The following is a 20,818-nucleotide window of genomic DNA, read 5'->3' on the forward strand; positions in this document are numbered from 1 at the left end:
GTGGTTTCTCTGGGTCAAGCCCTGCCTTTTTCATAACATCTTTGTTATAGACAAGCTCTCGTCCTTTCTTGGCGACAATGCGTGGGAACGTGTATATTTTGCCATCATTCATATTCGTTCCTTGCAGAAATGTCCCTTCACCAAACCTACTTTTGAAATCAGCTGGGACTAGCCCGTCTAGTGGCTGAATCCATTTATTTTGCAACAATTCGGAGAAAGTAAAAGTTGTCGGTTGGAAGACATCTGGCAGCTCATTCGTTGCAGCTAACGCCTGAAACGTATCCACCCACTGTTTACCATTCGCGTATGTGACCTCAACTTTAATGTTTGGATTCGCTTTCATGAATGCCTCAACTTCTTTGTACCCGAAGAACCCCTTGTTAAACTGACCACTCGACGAGAATAGCTTCAACGTGACTGACTTCTTTTCTGTCCCCTTGTTTCCAGCCGCGTCCGTTGACGTCGGGCTACCATCTGAGCAACCCGCAAGAATGACTTGAGTCGTCAACATCAGAACGATCATCCGGCTCGCTGTTTGTTTAATCTTCATTCTTTAAACCCCCTTTGAGTCAACATTTTATATGTTTACAAGGTAATTTTACCTTCTTGTAAGCGCTTTTAGTAGGCATCCTACATGTGAAATAGTTGCTGTAGAAACGATCATCCCAGATCATTTTCTTTAGGAATGACAATTTCAATTAATGTCCCCTCATTCGGCGTGGATTCGATTTTCATCGTGTACAAATCACCGTAATGAAGCTTCAATCGTTGATGGACATTGACTAAGCCGATACTCCTCCCCTGATAACGGTTCCTAACTGACTCCGAGTTGCTTAACGCCTTTTGGACCGTTTCCAATTGAGCAGCACTCATTCCTACGCCGTTGTCGGAGATGCGAATCCGCACGCTGGATTCCTCATCCAATACCGAAATCCAGCATCCACCTTGTCCTGATTTCGGTTCCAGACCATGAGTGAACGAATTCTCAACCAATGGCTGCAATATAAATTTCAATACCTGCATAGACTGAATCGCCGGATCCACTGTGATATTCATTTGAAACTTATCTTGAAACCTAACTTGCTGGATATCTAGATAAACCTTTAGATAGTGAATTTCCTCGTTCACAGTGACAAGTCTCTCCTCTTGACTAATGTTGTAGCGGAACAAAGTAGCCAATGATCTGACAATTTTCTGAATCGGTTTAATGCCTTCCAATGCTGCCAAAGCATGAATGGCTTCTAATGTATTGTAAAGAAAATGAGGATTGATTTGCGCTTGCAATCGCTTTAGAGCCGCTTCCGTTTCGTTAATACGAGACAGGTACACTTCGCGTGTCATTTCTTCTAAACGCATTGTCATACGATTAAAGCTTGACGTAAGGAAGCCAATTTCATCGTTACTGCGTACAGGAATCGACACGGTGAAATTCCCCGTTTCCACCTTAGCCATCATCTGCTTTAACTCGATTAATGGACGAGTAATTCTAGATGCTGTGTAAAAGGTAACAACTGTAGCAACTATGATCAGCAGGCTAATCACAGCTAACGTCAAGTTCCGATTTTTGATAATATCGCTTCGCAAATTTTCTTCAGAGACCGCACCGTAGTATGTCCATCCAGAAATATCGCCTTTCAATGCAGTGAACAGCATCTGCTTGCCTTCATACTTACTAAAAAAGTAAGACTGCTCTATTCTCTCTTCATTATGTAACGAAAAGGGGTGTCCAATAAAATCAGGATTCGGATGATACACAAATTTGCCTTCCCCATCGACAATAAACACATACCCTTTGTTCCAAAGGGTTGCGTCTACTAATTTTTGAAACACGTCCATGTGAATATCCATCATGATGTAATGATGCGGGATTTGCTGTCCGCCCTCTGTCACACCACGAATAATTGAGATTACTCTTTGACCTTGAATGAAATAATCTTGCAGGTGGGGCGATAAAATTAGTGGTTGTGTCTTTTTTGTTTTTGGCAATAGTGAACCTGTATTGATCGAATAATTTAATGTAGTCTCCGATGAATGATAGACGACTCTGCCATTCTCTGAATAAAGGAAGATAGCTGACAAATCCTGTTTTAGATGCATCTCATTCTCTAATACACGTGCTGCTTGATTAATGATCTGGGGATCGGGTTCCAATCCAGCTTGGATAAATGCCTCGACATCCTTTTGGAACCAAATCTGCAAAGTAGAACGTATTCGTTCATCCAAATACTGCTCCGTGTAATTTTTCTTACTGTATAGCACTTGTTGAGACAACCGTATGGCATCTTGTTCAGCCGAACGTTCCCAATTGATAAACGTGGCTACACCAATGATGCCTCCAGTCATCGTGATTAGCAGCACAAACACGGCAAGTAATTTAAATCGAAGGGATATTTTTAATTTCATTAACGAAGCCCACTTTGTTTCTTATAATTTTGTGGAGATACACCAAACTGACGACGAAACGCTCTGGAGAACGCTTTCTCATTATTGTAGCCAATAGCTACTGCTACTTCATATGACTTTAGACGGTCTTCGTGAAGAAGTTGCCGAGCTTTTTCCATACGTATGTCTGTTACATACTGACTAAAGTGCTTGCCCGTTTTCTTCTTGAACACAGTTGATAGGTGGGAGGGGCTAATGTAAAGTTCTTCAGCTAATCTCAGAATCGATAACTCCGGATTTCCATAGTCCCGATTAATAATCCCCTGAACTTTGGCCACGACCGATTGTATATTTCCTGAGTAATGCTGGGTGTGACGAACAATTCCCTTTAGGAATTCCACTACATCATTTCGTAATGCGTCGACCGTCCTCCGTTTGGTAACCCACTGCATAGCATTCCAACTTTGCAGCCCCATTAATTCAAGCTGATCGTTCGAATAAACATTTAATAGTCTGCGAAGCAGGCGGGCACAGAAGTTATGCACATCCGTTATAAACCATGCATCTTTCACCACGATATCCAACCATTCCTCAATATGTTGCTCTACTTCCGTAAAGGCGTTAGATTGAAAGGCTGCTTCCATCTTATCTATCCTTAATTGCGTTTCAGTCGTGAGGACATTCCTGTTCATCTCATAGCGTTGGGCGTCGGCTGGACCGGCAATCCATTGACCCTTCCAATAAAATCTCGGCGCATAATGCCGAAAAGCCTCTTGATATCTATCAAGAGAATCTTCCCACTTATAAAAAAAACTACTTATCCCAATCGCTGGAGGTTTCTCATGATTCTCCACCATTAGCAGCGACAGCTTCTGAACTTCCTCGCGCAGCCTATCGTTAGTCCAGCCCGTCGGTAAAATTAAGATGACGGCATAAGCCAAATATCGCGTACCAAATACAATCCCCTTCTTGCTAGACACTGCTTCTAATAGCCGCTGCCTAGACACATGATCATCCACAGCAATTATCGCTTTAGGCTCTTGTTCAGAAGCGAAGGATATATATTGCTTGGCTTTGTCCGCAAAGCTGAGGTTGTCTTCATCATCCCCTTCCAATGCCTTTACAAAGTAAGGTTCCAACTCAAATTGGGGAAACAAAGCAGCGTATGTCTTACTTTTTTTCCGAGTTTTCACAGCTCTATGTAAAATTTCAATAAGTTCATTGGATGTAACCGGCTTTAATAGATATCCAAGGCTCCCAAGCTGTAATGCCTCCCGAACTAATTCAAATTCCTGAAAGCCAGTAAGCACAATACACGGGAGATCAGGGTAATATTCTTTCGCGTATCGAATTAATTCAAGACCGTTCGCTCCCGGCATTCGAATATCTGTCAGTAAAATATCTGGCTCTTCTCTATCCAAGTAAAGCATAGCTTCCTCACCAGAAGAAGCCTCCACTACTTCAACAAATTCCTGCAAGTAATTATGTATGAGATGTACGATGTGTGATCGAATTAAATGTTCATCTTCAGCAATCAGAATTGTATAAATACAAATCCCCCCCCTTCATAACAAGCACATAAAGTTTTAAGGCAATCATCTTATTCTGCGATTATCTTATGATATTATTCTCTTTATTTGTTCAACTAAGTCCGCAACATCGTCCGCCTCCAGTGTGGTTAACTGAATACGGCAAAATGGAAGTTCCCGGCACCGCAAGCACCGCCTGAAGCAGTCAACAACGCGAACCTCAACTTCATCTTGGTATTCGCGTTGCAGCAGCTTTATGACTTCATCGGTACCAGTTGATTGAAGGTTACGTTCACAAAACTTAACGACTCTCATCCCTCTTAATCGTAGTGTAAGAATTGGATATCTAATGTACGAAGATAGGTTTGTAGTCCTGCATCCTGGATCGGAATAATGAAAGCTGCCTCGTTGGATTCGTTGTGATGGGAATGCCACAAACCTGGAGGCGTCACAAAAGCCTTACCTGATACCCAGTCAACCCGGATAGGATCGATGATCTGCTTGCTGATCGGGTCCACTTTATCGCCAACTAACGTATAAGTGCCTGGAGATGCATAAACAACAAAGTCGAGTGCTACAGACTTATGGCTATGCGGAGCTTGGTTCGAACCCACGGGTACGATACCGGACATCGCCCATAGCACATGGGTAATGGTTAGGGTTTGATCAAATACTTTATTATTTAGTAAAATGGAGATGCGGTTTTTCAAATGAGCATCCGGTGCATTTAAGACTTCTTCCAATTTAGAATGGATCGCTTCAGCGGTAAATAGCAGTGGTTTAAACCGTGCTTTGGACGCTTGTACCCCAAGATAATCAAGCAGTGGCGTATCTAGGATGTAATAAATTGTCGTATCCTCTTGTGCGAAGTGACGACTGATTGAACCAGACGGAAGCGTTAAGAAGTCACCTTTCTTCCATTCTATCATTTCGCCGTTAACTACTGTAGAGCCCGCACCGGAAATAATAAAGTATAGTTCGCTAGTTGCATTTGGCTGCGTATCGATAAAATCCCCTGCAACGATGCGAATGAAGTGCGCAAGAAGGGATGGGCTTGTTGCAGGATACTCCGTGCCCAATTCTTTGGAGAGATCTAGTGTAATCATACGTGTTTCGCCCGTTTGGTATAAGCCTGGCCCGAACTCTTTAAGGGGGATTGGACTAATCGTACCATCTCCAATTGGATCTGCCGCGGTTGTATATTCGTAGAAACGTGCATCTTTGCTCCAAATTTCGTTCACACTTTCAGTGGATGATTGACCTAGCTGATCGGGTAAAGACATTTGCATAACCTCCCATATATCTCTTGAAAATTTCATATTTATCAACCTGAAAAGGAAAATAGTCATGTGCCTTAATCGGCACTCCTGTAGACACAATCTACATAAAACGTCTGTCTCCTATGTTTGACAAGGAAGACAGACGTTTTATGTCCTTAGTTTTTAAAATCTTTCAACCCATCAAACTGTGGAGATGCGAAATCTTCTTTCGATACCTTCAGCCCCTTGTCCTGAGCTTGTTTGATAGCATCATCAAGACGTTTATTCATACCTGCGGAATACTTCTGTAATTCAACCTTGACGTCCCCTTTACCCAAGAGCGCAGCTTGCATCACTTCCCACCAAGCTGGTTTAGGCTTCGCGCTCGCAGCCTCTAGTTTCCTTACTTCGGTAACTTCACTCTTCTTCTCTGGAACTGGTTTCTCAATCACCGTACGGGTGTACGAGTCTGCCAAATCCTTCAACTCAGGCTTAGGGAAGTTCGCCGCAACTTTCGTTACGTCCGGAATAGGTGCAATTAAATAGTCTTCCTTCATTTGGCGCGTGTAATAGTCTTTGGAGCTCAGCCAATCGATCAGCATAGCTGCTTCCTTCGGATGCTTCGTTGTTGAAGAAATATAAGCATTCTGATCCGCGCTGCTTCCAAGCTGTGTGAACTTCATTCCCGCTTCAGGCGCTGGTACATCCGCGATCCCGAAATCTTTTACCTTATCTAATTCAAACTCGAGAACTCGAACAATCCAATGTTGATTGATCGTAAATGCCGCTTGTTTATTGGCGAACACCCCTTGGGCGTCTGTCAATCCCAGCGTCGTCGAATTCGGATGGAGCAATCCTTCCTTATTCATCTTGTTAATAAATTCGAATGTTTTAATAATTGCTGGCGAATCATACGCATATCGCCCTTCCTTCAAGTCGAAACCTTGATCCAACGTGGGTTGATACGGAGTCGCCATAGCCAGCATATCTATGAAACCATCCGACTCTTTCAACGGCATAACCAAACCAGCAATGCCTGTTTTTTCTTTGATCTGCTTGGACATTTGATAAAGCTCATCCCACGTTTTCGGTGGTTTCTCTGGGTCAAGCCCTGCCTTTTTCATAACATCTTTGTTATAGACAAGCTCTCGCCCTTTCTTGGAGACAATGCGTGGGAACGTGTAAATTTTGCCCTCGTTCATATTCGTTCCTTGCAGAAATGTCCCTTCACCAAACCTACTCTTGAAATCAGCTGGGACTAACCCATCTAGTGGCTGAATCCATTTATTTTGCAACAATTCAGAGAAAGTAAAGGTTTGCGGTTGGAAGACATCCGGCAGCTCATTCGTAGCAGCTAACGCCTGAAACGTATCCACCCACTGTTTACCATTCGCGTAAGTGACCTCAACCTTAATGTTTGGATTCGCTTTCATGAATGCCTCAACTTCTTTGTATCCGAAGAACCCCTTGTTAAACTGACCATTCGACGAGAATAGCTTTAACGTGACTGGCTTCTGTTCTGTCGTCCCTTTGTCTCCAGCCGCGTCCGTCGACGTCGGGCTACCATTTGAGCATCCCGCAAGAATGACTTGAGTCGTCAACATCAGAACGATCATCCGACTCGCTGTTTGTTTAATTTTCATTCTTACAACCCCCTCCAGAATCAATATTTTATACGTTTACAAGATCATTCTACATTTATGTAAGCGCTTTTAGTAGGCACCCTAGATGTGAAATGGTTGCCGTAGAAACTAATATCCCCGATCGTGAATTCAACTTCTTGGCTTCAACTAATAAGTTCCCTAATTGAGCCTAGCTTCTATGATTGGGTCTATCTTGTAGCATACAGTCGACGACCCCTATCATGTTCGCGCTTTCAAACTACGCCTCTCTCTGAAGTCGAGATGTTACGAATAAAAGAAACATTGTCCATCATATCGAATACCCCCCATTTGGTCATAAAAAAACGAACAAAAAAGAGCAGACGGATCCCGCCTACTCTATTGTTCGTCAATTCCTGCGTATCAATCCCTAGCTCACTTGCGTATCAAATACATAATTGAAAGCATCAATCGCGTCTTCAGTTGCAAAGACGGGTCCATCCAGCCTTTACGCCACCAATATGGCTACGATTCCTCGAGGTACAAAATACAAACACTGCCTCAAAGCTGGTTTGAGATTCTGCCTTCCAGCGCCACCATGATAAAGACGATAACCGATCGTCGATCCGTTACAGCCCCGCCTTTAGGTTTATACACATAATTGTTATCCTTACTCCATATGTTGTACGGATATTCATCATTGATTTCTGTATGCTGATTTGGGTCATTTCTAATAGATCTTCTCCTTATCAAAAGGGTACTGCTGCTAATGCTGCCCACGAGGGTTGCTATCGCTTACCATACGAGCCTTTTGCATGGTTGTTAACGATTTTCCGGGAAAAGATGCTGTCAATTCCCCTTCGTGTATGGCAGGATCCTCTTGACGTTGTGCTAGTATTTGAACTAATTTCTGTCTCCAAGTAAGTAATTGTTGAGGATGGTTTGCGCATAGATCATAAAGTTCATTCGCATCCTCGGCTATATGAAAGAGCAGTTCCACACCATCTTCTTCGAACCATATATATTTCCATTTGCCATCCGTCAGCATGAGCGACCGCTCCCCAGTCCTGCCGAATTCGCCAAGTATAACGTCCCGCACAGGTTCACTAACAGGCTCCCGTACTAACGGAAGCAAGCTCCTGCCGTCAATAGTTGCTGGAATTGGCACACCAGCGATGTCTAGGATTGTGGGCAATACATCTTGCAAACCAATTGGGGCATCACTCACTTGTCCAGGGGTCCAGCCCTCAGTCACTTGTTCATCTAAATCACCTAGGATTGGCGGTGTTACAATGAATGGGATACGGCAAGCCCCCTGTGTGAAGTTGGATTTAAACCAAAGTCGATGATCCCCCATATTATCGCCGTGGTCCGAGGTGAACAGGATCCAAGTATGATCTGAGAGCCCCTCTTCCCGCAGTGTTCCGAGAATACGGTTGATCGCTCTGTCCACTTGTGTTATGGAGGCATAATAGCCGCGTATCGCCTGTCTCCTCTGTTTGTCCGTACGTAATTCACCCCCGTGCTTGGCGACATTTCGCTCGTGATAGACGGAGTGCCGACCTGCCCAATCTCCTATATGCTGCTTCGGCATTTCCTCTGGCTCATACAAACACAAGTCTCGCATCAGCGGTGTGATTGGCGGATGTGGAGCAGTGAACGATGCCCATAGAAAGAGGGGTCTCGTCCAGTCACGCCTCTTAATTGCTTTGCATGACTCTTGGGCAATCCATTCCGTTGGTGCAACTGATCTGGCAGATGCCATGGCGACATGGCATATTCATTCGCCGCGATACCATGAGCAAACGCTTGACCTGAGTAACCCTGCTCTGTCAACCACTGCTCATAATCATCGTAACCATAATTCTTGCCTTCTCCCTGACCAAACCTCCGCCCTTCCTCACACAGAAGCATGCTGTCGAAACCATAGTGGCGACGTTCGGGATAGGTGTGCATCTTACCCACGACTCGAGTTTCATATCCAGCCTGCCCTAAATGACGTGGCAACGTTTCTTCAACAGGCAACTCGAACCCTTCTTTATAGTATGTCAATCCGAGACTATGTCCTTCCAGTCCTGTCATGATGGTTGCACGCGCAGGAATACATACAGGAGTGGCAGAATACGCTTGTTCAAATCGGGTTCCTCTTCTTGCTAACATATCCAAATGAGGCGTTTGAATCACATCATTTCCTGCTACACCTAGCACATCAGCTCGCATCTGGTCCGTCGTGATTAAAATAATATGGGGTTGTTTCATGTTCCATCCTCCAATTTCTTTCTACCCTAATAGATGATACCAAATAAACATCATTCATCTTTGGAGGAGCAATGTTTACTTGCGCCTTACTTTAGCTGAACTTAGCTTCCAATACCCCGAAATAAAAGCAGCCTGCAGTTTCCTTATTTCTTCCTTATAGTGAACATGGTCGCAGAAGTCGAGCCCCTCGCATCGACCGCTTGCCCGTCGACTGCTTAAATAGCGGATTTGTCCCTGAGGTTTGTCGATGATAAGCGGGACTGAACCAGTCCTGGCACCACTCCCACACATTACCTAACATATTGTAAAGGCCATAACGGTTCGGCTTATAGGCATTTACTGGGGCAGTTCCCAGGTAGCCGTCGCTTGAATTATTCTTAATCGGAAACTTTCCTTGCCAAATATTGCATCGATGCTCGTTGTCAGGCTTCAATAAGTCGCCCCAAGGATATGTTTTTCGCTCCAACCCTCCGCGCGCCGCATACTCCCACTCCGCCTCTGTCGGCAAACGCACCCCCGCCCAGCGGCAATAAGCGTCGGCATCGTTCCAGGATACATGAACGACTGGGTGATCGAATCGATCGGCGATACTCGAGTCGGGACCCTCAGGAGACGACCAGCCACCACGGCACAGCCTGCGGCACATTCGCGACCCGTTTTTTAGTTTCTTCAGATGCTAGTAAATGAAAAACGTACGACCAGCCAAAACGCTCCGCTTCTGTCACATACCCAGTGGCTTCGACGAAAAGCTGGAAATCTACGTTTGTAACTGAATAAGGCGTTATTTGAAACTCATCGACCGTTACCTGACGCGTTGGCCCTTCTCCGTCCGCAGGAAATCCGTCTTGAGCATCGGTTCCTATCGTGAACGTTCCCTTTGGAACCGTTATCATGTCGACCCAAGTCGGCATATTAACGGCTTTCGTCTTCTTGACCTGCAAATGTATCTGTTGATCTCTTGCTTGAGAAGCTTCCCTGGCTGCTGCGCAGCATGATGGTAGTAGTCCAACTCCCTGCCCCCCAATGGCGAAGTGTACATCTAGCTGTAGACGGCTATGCCGACAAGTCCTGATACTATAATAATGTTTACAGGGTGTTTACGGAAGATCAGCAGTGCTGCGAGCGATCCGATGAAAATCAACAGTTGGCTTACTGTAAACCAGGACAGCGAGGAGACCAGACCGTTATTGACGGCGAACATAATAGCAGCATAGATGATTAGCCCCGTAATGATGGAACGCAAGCCATAGAATGAGGACTGCAGCCACTTGTTCTGGTAAATCCGAAAGTACACCATGCCAACTCCAACGATAATGAGAAGAGAAGGTAATACCATGCCGACGGCAGCTATGACAGCCCCGGGCAAACCAGCCTCCTGCATGCCGATAAAGATAGCAATATTCGTGGCAATCGGTCCTGGAGACATCCCCGCAACCGCAATGATATCCGTAAACTGTTGCATATCCAGCCACCCATGACGATTAACGACATCTTCTTGAATAAGAGGGATCATAGCATATCCGCCGCCAAAGGATACAAAGCCGATCATAAAGAACGTGATAAACAATTCAAGCAGCAACATGGCGGCATCCCCTTTAGATCATGTAATCAAGTACTTGCTCCTCTTGCTTCAAATGTGTTTTCCAGCCAAGCTTTTGTCTTATTAGGACAATGACAATGCCGGCTATCGCTCCGCCTAAGATAAGGAGCACGGGATGGATTAACGAATGTCCAAAATACATAAGAATTACCGTCAAGGCAATTAAGCCAACCGAGGTCTTATCCACTACGGCGGTTTTCCCGATTTTTATGGCTGCGTATGCGATTAATGCCACGATTGTCGCCCGAATCGCTACGAATGCGGCTTCCATTTTGGGGTGATCCTTCATTTGAAGGAAAAAGATTGACAAAAGAACAATAATACAAAAGGTCGGCAGCAAAATCCCGAACATAGCAGCGAGCGCGCCTCTGATTCCCGCAATCCGGTAACCGATGAAAGTGGCTGAATTAATGGCAATCGCGCCCGGAATCGATTCCGCAACCGCAAAAATATCCGCAATATCCTTAGTTTGCAGCCATTTGCGCTTCTCCACCACTTCTCTTTCGATGACCGGTATCATCGCGTAGCCCCCGCCGAACGTAACCGGTCCGATTTTAAGAAAAGTTATAAATATAGACCATAGTAATTCACTTTTCTTTTTCATCCCTATATCCCCTTTGCAAGATGACGTTGAAAATTTCTCAATTACAACACCTTTATTCCATGTTGGAATTATGATTTCGGAATTTGAATAATAACTATAGACCATATAGCTATTTTAAGCGATTAACACCATTATATCAACATTATTTCAAATCCGATTAATATGAAATAATTTTGTTTATATCAATTTGATAGAAAGGTAATTAGGATTCGTTCGTTTCTAGCTACCAATAAAAAGTAACATAATGGATAACCAAATATCAGGCATACCTCAGAAAAAGCGCTATATCAGTGTATAGCCGAACAGGAAGTTGTCTCGGAAGCCGAAAAGAGGCATATCGATGCAAGTAATAAGCTTATTAATCAAAGTCGCTAAGGAGATCCAAACGTTTCAAATACAGGACAATAGTTGTGAACAGAAATAGCCCTTTCTAATATTCAGAAGGGCTATACTCAATATGATAGATTATTAGATTTGCTTTTCTCGATAAATCATTGCCATGCAATCAAACATTTCCAACAATGAATGGTCAGAAATGGAACTTAGACCTACCACTTCGTGATATCATGATTGATTCATGTCTTCGACGAGAGACAGACCACAGGCCTGCCTAATGCCGAAGTAATATTTGCAATTGTTCCACCATCAACACCATCAACATTCTCTTCTGCAGATGACGATAGCAAGGGTTGTTTCTAAAAGCGGACGATCAACCTTCCTCGTTTAAGCTGTAAAAAACATCTCCCGCGTACCCGAATTAAATAGCGAACAAAAAGCCTCTGTCATACACCATTATTTCCCCTTATTCTTTTGCTTGTTATCATGGAATTTGTTCGGCATGTTCTTGTCAGTCATCAGACAAAATCATCATCGTGGCGGCCAAATCAACAAGGTGGTAACAAATTTCCCAGCCCGCATCCAAGATGAGTAAGGAATCCGAGTAATCGTGTCTCCTTCTATATTCCGAAAAAACAATTCACCATGTACCAATCGCTCTTCCGTTCCATAGTTTATCCTACCAACATTCCAAGATCCCTCTTGAATCACTAAACTGGCCTGAATAAAGGTTCGATTAGCCAGTTTTAAGACTTCTATCCTATTAACTTTCATCAGATCGCCATAATCAGGACTAAGTGCTGAAGTAAACGGATACTTGCCGTCCTCTTCCTTTCCTTTCAATTCCGGATAAATCAACCACTGATCACCCAACCATGAGGTTTCGATCTCAAACGCATTAATGCCTGTTGGTGAGATGAATACTCTTTTAACATGCACCTTCTGTGGGACAACCGGTTGTAAAGTTAAAGCTGCCTAGACATAAACTAGGTTTTTTTCAAGTGTCCTCTTTTTATTTAATTGCCATTAAAGCAAATAAAAACCGCCTATATTGGCGGCTAATGATTACTGAAAGCTGATGGAAAATGAATCTAATCTTTATTAATTTTCTTTAGGTATTTTTTATCTCCTGTTTTTACGTACATAAGAAAATGATATTGGTTGATTGCTTTTTTCTTTATAAGTGCCATAGTAATACACCTCCATAGAAAATAGCATTCCCGGAATTCTATCATTCTATACTAGAGTTCTTACTAGAGTTTACGAATAGAAAAGCAGTCATAACATCAGCCCTCTATTCTATTTTACATCAACGATATAATAAAAAACTCATTGGATAACATTACCACAGGGTCTGTATCTCCAATCCTGGATAGTCGATCTTTTAATAAAAGGGTTCTCGGTTTGATCCACGGTAAATTGCCTGCCTCCCTTTGTGTGGGATCACTCATCGATTGCAATGCAAAAAAGAAGCCAGCTTAGAGACAGGCTCCCAAAAATTATGATCTCCAGCTGTATCAAGGATAAACTTCATGTTCACTCTCCCCAACAATATATAAAAACCATATTTCGACCCTGAAATTCGAGTAACTTTTCATCGCCTCCGTGATAACCTTACGAAGTTGTGTTTTTTATAGAGCAACTAGGAAACTTCTTAGGAGATGATATTAATTGAGCATCAGTATTTTGTATAATAAGAAATCCATCTTAGTATATTTCATTGGTACAGACCGCAAGTTGCTTCCCTCATTACTGAAAGCACTAAGTCATAACAGATTGACAATGATCAATCTCATTAAATCTATTCGATCGAGTCGATTTATTTACTTCAGAAGCGATTATTTATTCAACTTGTGGCAACAAAGCAAGTGTACCTATTCTTTAAACGATCTGCTCTAGACCTCCATCTTCAGCATTTACATGCTTGGATGATTTGCTATAAACGAAACAAAAATTGATTCGTTTATATTTTGTATGTCCAGGTTTTACTTAGCATTTGATAGATTAGGGCATCCTTTTACTAGAGTAATAGATTCTAGTAAAGAGGTGCTTTTTCATGCGGAAACGTTGGACCCAAGCCATCCTGTGTTTAGCAATCGTTGGACTTTTTTTCGGATGGATCCGTCATGTTGACGCACAGACCGAGCAAGATGCACAACTGCTGATAAACGTGGTGAAGCCTTTTATGCAATCTGATCCTAAGGTTACTTTTAAATTCACCAGTTATTTCGGAAAATGTGAGAGTGAAAATAGCAAAATTATCGCCGCGGGCGAGAGCTTATCAAGAGAACTGGGATTTACTTATTCGAATAACGAGGCACTTCCTTCGCAGCAAGGGATTTATTCCGTGAAATCCGAGGTTGAACCTGGCGCGATCATGACGCTAACTGTAGCAAGTCCAGCTGGGCAGTCATCTTGTTATACGGTGTTGCGTCTGGATGCATCAGGTAGTGTTGCTCAAAAGCATCTCTTGAAGTGGCAGGAGCAAGTAACTACACGATTAAATAAACAGATCATTAAGGGTATTTGGAATGTAATGATTCAAGGCAATGCTTCTTCAGATGCCTTGTCAGATAATCCTAAGGAATTCTTAGCGGAATTAGCACAAGTTCATATAAAGGAATCGTTGTTGAAAGCTACGAAGATGACTCCACATATAGCTTTTCGCTTTCCTCATCGACGTTCGCGGGATTTATTATGAGCGGCAAGCAAAAGGTCTTATAGGATTTGTAGCATCTGTCATCGTACCCTCTCCCCTTCCCTTACTACTACCCCACTCTAATCAAAATTCTAATTTGTTTACATAACATAAATTACGAGCATTTATTTGCATTAAAAAAAGACTAGGCAAATCAACCAAGTACCAGGTCTTTTTTGAAAGCTTATTCCTTTATGATTTGTTCATTTGCTTGAGTAATTGTCGTTTGAATTTCATTTTTATAATTAATTAATTCTTCTACCAATTTAGTCTCAACGTATTCTTCAATGAACTTTGCTTTTTGTTCTTTATCTTCCCGAAACCACTTTTTAACCGGGTTCTTAGTCCATTCCTTATCTGCTTGATCTCTAAGACGCTTTCTCATACTTAACTCAGCTAGCCTAACATCTACAGCTGAGCTTCGTTGTTCAGCACTTACAATATTGGGAGCGGGAAGCAATAATTTCTGTTTGGCTTCCATCTCTTCCTTTACCCGAATTAACTTCTCTTCCATCTTTAAACCAAGTTGCTCTACCATTAAGCCAAGCTGTTCGACGATGACTTCTTGGTCCAGATATACAGAAAGTTTCTGCTCGTCATCTTCGTTTACATATTGTACTGGAAAAGTTTGCTGGATAAATGGAACTAACGCTTTAACAGATAAGCTTTTTTCTCTTGCTGCATGAATATATTTTGCTATAGCGATATCATTTTCATCAAGCACACGTTCGCCCCTCTGGTTCCGTTTCAGAGTATGAACTTTAGAATCGTGTAATTCGTTAAACCAGTTTCTTAGGGTCTGAGGTGGGATCGATATCCCTTCCTCTTTCTCAAGATGCTCCTTAGCCCTACCGATGGTCCAATGCATTCCTAAATCCATTTGGTATCACTTCCCCTAATTGTATATTATCTTAACTAAAACGATCTATGTCCTCCTATTCCGTGGGACTTATCGATCTGAATCGGAGTTCCCTAGAATAGTGCTCAATAACTTTTGTCCCATTCGTGACTTCTCTGTAAAAATTCACACTACCACCCTACATGATTTGGAAGTCTACCATCGACTTCCTGGTAGATTACCACTTTCTATGAGTTTAACATCTGTCACTTCATTTTCCAATAGGGTGAATGTAGATTAGAAAGTAAATCTTCTTGAATGACATAATAAGCATCTACCAACTTCTAGTAATCTACTATTAAGAGGTTACTAAATGAAATAAAGAGGTTACCAAATTAGATAGGTAGATTACCGCCATATTATAACCTCCCTTAATTTTGTTATGGTAGGTTATAAAAATTGATTAGTAATCTACCGTTTTATTTTTAGGAGACTACCAATTAAAGTTAGTAGGGTAATATTGACTTACCAGTAGGTTTCCACCTCCTAGTAATCTACCCGTTTCGCCTTTCTAGAAGGTTCTCACTTACCAGTAAGTTCCCACTCAGAACCCTTCTAAGAGGTTACCAGATACCAGCAGCCTACCATTTTATGCGAAAAGCGATCAATAAGTGCAAATTTATAAGTGTTTGAAGCAATAGGATAGGGGGGATAGAGCAAATCCCCAACACTAATTCTTTCGCTTTATCGCTAAAGCCATTAGTAAAAGTCGTTTTATAACACAATTCTGTGAGTTGAAATGGGTAGCGGTTGACAACAAGGGCAATCTGGAAGCCTCCCATCAGTTATCTCTATTAGCCTTCTGGAAGGTTCCCACCGATCGACTATCAGCAGCATGAAGAGAATAGGATAGGGGAGGGAGAGCTCACCTCACGATCTATCCTGTAGATAATGATTAATAACACCCACACACAATGGGGGAGGGATAGCCGGGATATTTAATTTCTGTTTGAGAAGTGTAAAATCCATAACGAAGTTATTAAATTTATAAACTATCAATAGTTTAAACTATTGATAGTTTATAATAGTTTATTGCTAGTTTAAACTATGGTTAAACTATTTTTTGTGTGCTATAATTAAGGCATTCGTTGCTTAATTTATCCAATTTCATAGGAGGCCTTCAAATGGTAGTGAAAAAGTTAATCACAGGAATTGATCCGGGCAATACCAGCACTAAGGTTAGCTACATTAATGAAGAAGGAACAATTGAGAGCTTTGCAATTTCAACTGTCTGTGCACCAGCTAGTGAAAAGAGCGATCCCTTCAGCAGCAATACCCAACAAAAAGAATATGGTGATACTGAAAGACTCCAAGTTCGGATTCATTCAAAATCCCTTAACAGTACATACTATTTCGTCGGAGATTGGGCGCGGAACAAACCAGGCATGTTGCAACCGGACGCAGAATCTTCTGATAAGCACAATAGCGAACTACATACGGTTACGACATTGACAGGCCTTGCAATCGCAGCGCTTAAAGTTGGTAAGACAGAAACAGATATGGATTATTCAGGTGGTTTACCAATTGAAGAGCATAAAAGAATTGATGCAGCTCATGTGCTGCAGCGTTATATCGGCACCCATACAATCTCTTTCATGGATGGCAAATATGCCGGAAAAACAGTCACTTTAAATATTCAAGATGGACAGGTTCATGTTGAGGGCGTTACGAGTTCTTTTGGATTAAAATTTGATATCCGTAAGAACAAATTGGTAGCTAGACCACGCGCAAATGAAGTAGGCGAGGAATTTGCGCTAGGTGACCTGGGTGCAGGAACAACCGATTTGGCTCTTTATGATGTAGATGGGTTAAATGGTTATGTGAGCACAAATATTCAGTTGGGAACAAACAAGTACATTGATGCCATGATCCAAGACATCTTTGAACTAAAAGAATTTGACGATGTTAAAGAATTATTTATTAAAAACGGTAAAGAACCTGTCATGTACACTAATCGTGAAGAATTCCTTAATGACGTAATCATTCCAGGTGTTGCTATTATTATTAAGGGCGATAATCCTTATTTCAAAGTGTCTTGGCAGCGCGTGAAGAATCTCGATGTAACCGAGATAGTACTTAAGCGCATGAAGGAATACTTCGATGCGGTTTACAATAAACTCGAAATGTTCTGGGCCGAAAAAGCTCCTAAGATCGAGACGTTCCCATTGGTTGGCGGCGGAATCTTGTTTGCGTACTACTACTTCAAAGATACGAAGGGATACATGCTGCCTGAGACAGAACTTTTGAAAGAATCTCCATATATCACTTCACGCTCATACTTGATCGCAAATTATATCAAACAGCAGAACTAGTCTCGCCATAGAATGTGAGGGGGGGTTAGGTTGGGAAGACACCCGAAAGCAGGCAACTCAGGCTATGAGGCAGGTCAAGGGCGTACGTTTACACCCTCGGCAGGTGCGGAATGGACAGAAGATTTTAATTCGATAATGACCTCTCTGAATAAAAGTCGAAATGAAATGACCGAAGATTTAATTCGTGATGGATTAATGGCACGAAAAGGCAAGCAAACTGGATTATCAACCTACTACAATGATGCGGAAATCGATTTTTTAAAAAATCCGATTATGCAAAAATTAGTTAAAGACTATTACTTGCTTATGCACGGATCGGCACCAACAATCCTACAGGATCACCTCGATAAACCTTCGTCTGTCACTCCTGTGTTAATAGAAAAATCGAAGGTAGTACCCGATACGAATGCTGTTGAGCCATCTTCATTTCCGTCCGCTGTCCCGGTCGTTGAACCCGTTCCAAAGGTTACACACCAACAGAGTGAAACACAACAATCTCTGGAACAAGAAAACGACAATGATGAAATGGACGCACTTAAACAAGCGAGAGCTATGCTAAGTAAAATGGCATTGAAAAAGACCAACCAATAGCAAGGTGCAGTCGAAGTGATATCCCGCTTCTGACTGCACCTTGTTTTATTGTTGGTCTTTTTCAGATAGGGGTAGACTAGTCTAACCAGCAGGGGAGAGGGGACCTCAGAGGAAGTGATGAAGTATAACGATTTAACTTTAATCCCATTTACAATCAACCCAATTAAGAAGTGGAAAATTGTACGAAAGTAGGAGATCTCAACTTACCTTCCTTTGTGAAACATTGGAATTTTACTCGGCAAGTAACAACTGGATCTAGGTGTATCCATTTATCATTTTCACTCCGATTGAGTTTTTTTGATAAACTATAAAACTCCCGCCTCACAGCCTCTACAGGAGGAAATTCTAAAACACCCACGTAGGATCCGTTAATCATCAATCCCCATCCAAATTCACCTTTTCGGATCGAGCATATTTGGCAATCAACGTATTGATAGTTCTTGATCTTAACGATTACATCATTCGGGCGTTTATCAAGGTAATACTGAGCGGTGGGCCTATATTGAACTATACCCTCTAATCCGAGTTCTTGTGCCTTTGCAAACAATGATTCCCCATCCTCGAATAAAGGAGTCACTGATAATACTTCCGAAGCTTGAACAATCGAAGATAATATTGATCTACGCTCCATAAAGCTTTTCTTTAAAAGAGACATATTATCTAGGAAAAGAATATCCCATAAAGGGAAATGTGCTTTCAAGGTCTGTGAAATTAGTTTTACTGCAGATTCTTTTTTCGTATTAAACCGGGTCATGGCATCATCCCACCAGATTTTTGGCGGGTTCAGAGGACTCTGAGGGGTATCTTGCTGTTGATTCAAATCAAAGCAAATGCATTCCCCATCAAGGATGGCTGACTTCACGGGTAATTGTATTTGTGAAAGCTCTGGGAACCTCATTGTAACCTCAGTTCCATGGCGGGTAAAAGCTCGTACTTTCCCATGATCATAATGGATTATGATCCTAAATCCGTCCCATTTGAGACTAGACATCCAGTCCTTTTTAATATGTTCTGGCGTCACAGGTTGCAGTAACATTGGTGATATAAATTGGTTAAGCATAGGCAGCGCCTCCAAGATGAACATATCATGGATGAGCTCTATAAGACATATGGAATGACTGGTACATAAGAGAATTATGTCCAGATCTTCATTTTTTATTAATAACGCTGCCGCGGGGGAGAAGGGTTAGTTTTTTACTGGTTTGATCCTAACGAGATTTGATCTATTCAAAATCATGAGAATAGAAACGATCAAGCAGCGCATTGATTAGCTTTTTTTGATTCCCTTTACGAAGTTGAGCAACAAAATCCAGAAATAGTATGGAGATCAATTCAGCGAGGGACATTTCGAAATCATAATATTCATAGGCTGCATCATTCAGGAAGACATCGCCTCTCTGAGCTGCATCCTTGTTTAAGTGTATATTGTACATGAGCCATCTTTTCCGAACGATAGAGTGCTCTCCAGTTTCATCGCGTTTCGAACGCGGAAAGTAAATTTTGCGCTTTTCAAGAAGTCCGTTTACAACTTCTTCTTGAGTAATACTATTCGCATCGATCTTAACATCCGTCATATTTTCACGAACGGTCATTAAAAAGTCATCATATAGAATGTGTATCAAATGGTCGATCGACAGTTCCGCAAGAGCACCTTTTGTAATTTTGTTCAAATCGCTAATAAAGACTGCGGCTCGATCTAGGTCGACTTTCTCAGCTCGGACTTCAATCTTTACGAATCGTTTATTCCTAGAAAATAGGTCACCCCAGGTTACTCCACCTATTTTTCTTATTCTCTCTGCTACTACGTCACCGGCCCTCTCGATACGCATCGCTATCAACCTCCCCTCTAAAAATGTAATTCATAATAAGTCGATACACAGTCTTGCGAATAGATAAATTCATCTTACGTGCTAATTCCTCAATAACATCGAAATCCTTCAAAAACGGTTCCGCATGCATGTACTGGCCAGTATCACTATAGACGAGTGGAGGAAACCGCTCTGGAAAGATTCTGTATTGATCTAAAGCTTTCTTTAGTACATGAGTGTTAGAGATTGTTTCGTATTTTTTCGATGGATCTTTATTTTCTATCCGAAGTTCCTTGGCTATTTTACGCAATTCTTCGCGTTGAGCAGGCGTTACGGGAAATTTAATATCCTTTTTTTTATCAGCTCGTTCATTACGAATGCGTTGTTTAAGTGGGGAAGGGGATTCAACTTTTGAAGCAGCCGTTGTTTGCTTAGATTCTGACGTAGATGCTCTCTTACTCTGTTCGTTCTTATCTGTTCCTGGTTTCATTTTAATAGGATCCTTAGGTCGTAATATTGCATTTAGGCTAGTACTCAATCCTCTTCCCCTCCGTTAATTGTGATTAAAAAGGTCTGTTAGGTAACGGTCATAATTCCACAAGTCCATTATTCCATCTTATAGGACAAGTATATGGGGAGGACCACTCTATTAGAACATGAACCTTTTATGTTTAATCTCTGATGAAATGGTCAATCATAGATATTAAGATTTGTCACGGGGGAGGTGCCTACATTGGCATCAAATGAACTAACAAAAGAACAAGCCATAAAACTCGTATCCGCTATGCTGAAAAGTTCAGCAAGGGTAGGGGCGCCAAAAGTAGCGTCATCGAAGAAATAAATATTGTAGGAATTTATATTAACGATTAATAAACTATCAATAGTTTAAACTATTGATAGTTTATTTTAGTTTTCGGATTGTTACTTAGATTCGGATGTTG

At 41.9% G+C, this 20,818-nt stretch carries 18 protein-coding genes and 1 pseudogene; 3 read left to right on the plus strand and 16 right to left on the minus strand.

What is annotated here, in order from left to right; all coding sequences use genetic code 11:
- The 12 genes and pseudogenes from AC1DVJ_RS16740 to AC1DVJ_RS16795 form a co-directional block, all read right to left on the minus strand.
- Positions 1–550, minus strand: a 550-nt coding sequence (locus AC1DVJ_RS16740; protein ID WP_477592376.1) for an ABC transporter substrate-binding protein, incomplete at its 3' end; no start/stop codon positions are given.
- A gap of 110 nt (positions 551–660) precedes the next feature.
- Entirely contained in the window at positions 661–2,403 is a 1,743-nt protein-coding gene (locus tag AC1DVJ_RS16745; protein WP_477592377.1) for a cache domain-containing sensor histidine kinase, read from the minus strand.
- The gene (locus AC1DVJ_RS16750; protein WP_477592443.1) at positions 2,403–3,938 is read right to left on the minus strand and encodes a response regulator transcription factor; all 1,536 of its coding nucleotides are present in this window, start codon (positions 3,936–3,938) and stop codon (positions 2,403–2,405) included. Before AC1DVJ_RS16750 ends, AC1DVJ_RS16745 begins: the two co-directional genes overlap by 1 nt.
- A gap of 60 nt (positions 3,939–3,998) precedes the next feature.
- Positions 3,999–4,226 (minus strand): DUF1450 domain-containing protein, encoded by a 228-nt coding sequence (locus AC1DVJ_RS16755; RefSeq protein ID WP_477592378.1) that lies wholly within the window; start codon positions 4,224–4,226, stop codon positions 3,999–4,001.
- A gap of 5 nt (positions 4,227–4,231) precedes the next feature.
- A complete protein-coding gene (locus AC1DVJ_RS16760; protein ID WP_477592379.1) occupies positions 4,232–5,194 on the minus strand; it encodes a cupin in 963 nt (320 codons plus the stop codon).
- A 152-nt stretch (positions 5,195–5,346) separates the two neighbouring features.
- On the minus strand, positions 5,347–6,813 hold the full coding sequence (locus AC1DVJ_RS16765; RefSeq protein ID WP_477592380.1) for an ABC transporter substrate-binding protein: 1,467 nt from the start codon (positions 6,811–6,813) through the stop codon (positions 5,347–5,349).
- A gap of 724 nt (positions 6,814–7,537) precedes the next feature.
- Positions 7,538–8,500, minus strand: coding sequence for a sulfatase-like hydrolase/transferase (locus tag AC1DVJ_RS16770; protein ID WP_477592444.1), 963 nt, complete (start codon positions 8,498–8,500; stop codon positions 7,538–7,540).
- The gene (locus AC1DVJ_RS16775) at positions 8,398–9,030 is read right to left on the minus strand and encodes a sulfatase-like hydrolase/transferase (protein WP_477592381.1); all 633 of its coding nucleotides are present in this window, start codon (positions 9,028–9,030) and stop codon (positions 8,398–8,400) included. The genes AC1DVJ_RS16770 and AC1DVJ_RS16775 overlap by 103 nt, the downstream gene beginning before the upstream one ends.
- Before the next feature lie 172 nt (positions 9,031–9,202).
- Positions 9,203–9,941: pseudogene (locus AC1DVJ_RS16780) on the minus strand (formylglycine-generating enzyme family protein); the annotation flags it as partial.
- 128 nt (positions 9,942–10,069) lie between these two features.
- The gene (locus AC1DVJ_RS16785) at positions 10,070–10,612 is read right to left on the minus strand and encodes a chromate transporter (RefSeq protein WP_477592382.1); all 543 of its coding nucleotides are present in this window, start codon (positions 10,610–10,612) and stop codon (positions 10,070–10,072) included.
- 13 nt (positions 10,613–10,625) lie between these two features.
- A complete protein-coding gene (locus AC1DVJ_RS16790) occupies positions 10,626–11,234 on the minus strand; it encodes a chromate transporter (RefSeq protein WP_477592383.1) in 609 nt (202 codons plus the stop codon).
- Between the two features lie 867 nt (positions 11,235–12,101).
- Positions 12,102–12,509, minus strand: coding sequence for a hypothetical protein (locus AC1DVJ_RS16795; RefSeq protein WP_477592384.1), 408 nt, complete (start codon positions 12,507–12,509; stop codon positions 12,102–12,104).
- Positions 12,510–13,626: 1,117 nt separating this feature from the next.
- Here AC1DVJ_RS16795 and AC1DVJ_RS16800 point away from each other — a divergent pair.
- Positions 13,627–14,271, plus strand: a complete 645-nt coding sequence (locus tag AC1DVJ_RS16800) for a hypothetical protein (RefSeq protein WP_477592385.1) — start codon at positions 13,627–13,629, stop codon at positions 14,269–14,271.
- 181 nt (positions 14,272–14,452) lie between these two features.
- Here AC1DVJ_RS16800 and AC1DVJ_RS16805 read toward each other — a convergent pair whose 3' ends face one another.
- On the minus strand, positions 14,453–15,148 hold the full coding sequence (locus AC1DVJ_RS16805) for a hypothetical protein (protein WP_477592386.1): 696 nt from the start codon (positions 15,146–15,148) through the stop codon (positions 14,453–14,455).
- A gap of 1,142 nt (positions 15,149–16,290) precedes the next feature.
- Here AC1DVJ_RS16805 and AC1DVJ_RS16810 point away from each other — a divergent pair.
- Both AC1DVJ_RS16810 and AC1DVJ_RS16815 read left to right on the plus strand, forming a co-directional pair.
- Positions 16,291–17,478: a ParM/StbA family protein gene (locus AC1DVJ_RS16810; protein WP_477592387.1), complete on the plus strand. Its 1,188-nt coding sequence runs from the start codon at positions 16,291–16,293 to the stop codon at positions 17,476–17,478.
- A gap of 30 nt (positions 17,479–17,508) precedes the next feature.
- Positions 17,509–18,069 carry a hypothetical protein gene (locus tag AC1DVJ_RS16815; protein WP_477592388.1) on the plus strand — a complete coding sequence of 187 codons (561 nt, stop codon included), beginning with the start codon at positions 17,509–17,511 and terminating at the stop codon, positions 18,067–18,069.
- 163 nt (positions 18,070–18,232) lie between these two features.
- On the opposite strand, the gene AC1DVJ_RS16820 is transcribed toward AC1DVJ_RS16815, so the two are convergent.
- The 3 genes from AC1DVJ_RS16820 to AC1DVJ_RS16830 form a co-directional block, all read right to left on the minus strand.
- A complete protein-coding gene (locus AC1DVJ_RS16820) occupies positions 18,233–19,129 on the minus strand; it encodes an ATP-dependent DNA ligase (RefSeq protein WP_477592389.1) in 897 nt (298 codons plus the stop codon).
- A 163-nt stretch (positions 19,130–19,292) separates the two neighbouring features.
- Positions 19,293–19,898: a hypothetical protein gene (locus AC1DVJ_RS16825; RefSeq protein ID WP_477592390.1), complete on the minus strand. Its 606-nt coding sequence runs from the start codon at positions 19,896–19,898 to the stop codon at positions 19,293–19,295.
- Positions 19,876–20,367: a hypothetical protein gene (locus AC1DVJ_RS16830; RefSeq protein ID WP_477592391.1), complete on the minus strand. Its 492-nt coding sequence runs from the start codon at positions 20,365–20,367 to the stop codon at positions 19,876–19,878. The genes AC1DVJ_RS16825 and AC1DVJ_RS16830 overlap by 23 nt, the downstream gene beginning before the upstream one ends.
- Between the last annotated feature and the right edge of the window lie 451 nt (positions 20,368–20,818).

The organism is Paenibacillus sp. P4_A9, from assembly GCF_056402415.1.

Bases quoted from the DNA above. Each gene is read 5' to 3' on its own strand.
- AC1DVJ_RS16820 (WP_477592389.1), bottom strand. From the start codon at position 19,129: ATGCTTAACCAATTTATATCACCAATGTTACTGCAACCTGTGACGCCA.
- AC1DVJ_RS16785 (WP_477592382.1), bottom strand. From the start codon at position 10,612: ATGTTGCTGCTTGAATTGTTTATCACGTTCTTTATGATCGGCTTTGTA.
- AC1DVJ_RS16775 (WP_477592381.1), bottom strand. From the start codon at position 9,030: ATGAAACAACCCCATATTATTTTAATCACGACGGACCAGATGCGAGCT.
- AC1DVJ_RS16765 (WP_477592380.1), bottom strand. From the start codon at position 6,813: ATGAAAATTAAACAAACAGCGAGTCGGATGATCGTTCTGATGTTGACG.
- AC1DVJ_RS16790 (WP_477592383.1), bottom strand. From the start codon at position 11,234: ATGAAAAAGAAAAGTGAATTACTATGGTCTATATTTATAACTTTTCTT.
- AC1DVJ_RS16805 (WP_477592386.1), bottom strand. From the start codon at position 15,148: ATGGATTTAGGAATGCATTGGACCATCGGTAGGGCTAAGGAGCATCTT.
- AC1DVJ_RS16800 (WP_477592385.1), top strand. From the start codon at position 13,627: ATGCGGAAACGTTGGACCCAAGCCATCCTGTGTTTAGCAATCGTTGGA.
- AC1DVJ_RS16825 (WP_477592390.1), bottom strand. From the start codon at position 19,898: ATGCGTATCGAGAGGGCCGGTGACGTAGTAGCAGAGAGAATAAGAAAA.
- AC1DVJ_RS16810 (WP_477592387.1), top strand. From the start codon at position 16,291: ATGGTAGTGAAAAAGTTAATCACAGGAATTGATCCGGGCAATACCAGC.
- AC1DVJ_RS16745 (WP_477592377.1), bottom strand. From the start codon at position 2,403: ATGAAATTAAAAATATCCCTTCGATTTAAATTACTTGCCGTGTTTGTG.
- AC1DVJ_RS16760 (WP_477592379.1), bottom strand. From the start codon at position 5,194: ATGTCTTTACCCGATCAGCTAGGTCAATCATCCACTGAAAGTGTGAAC.
- AC1DVJ_RS16755 (WP_477592378.1), bottom strand. From the start codon at position 4,226: ATGAGAGTCGTTAAGTTTTGTGAACGTAACCTTCAATCAACTGGTACC.
- AC1DVJ_RS16830 (WP_477592391.1), bottom strand. From the start codon at position 20,367: ATGAAACCAGGAACAGATAAGAACGAACAGAGTAAGAGAGCATCTACG.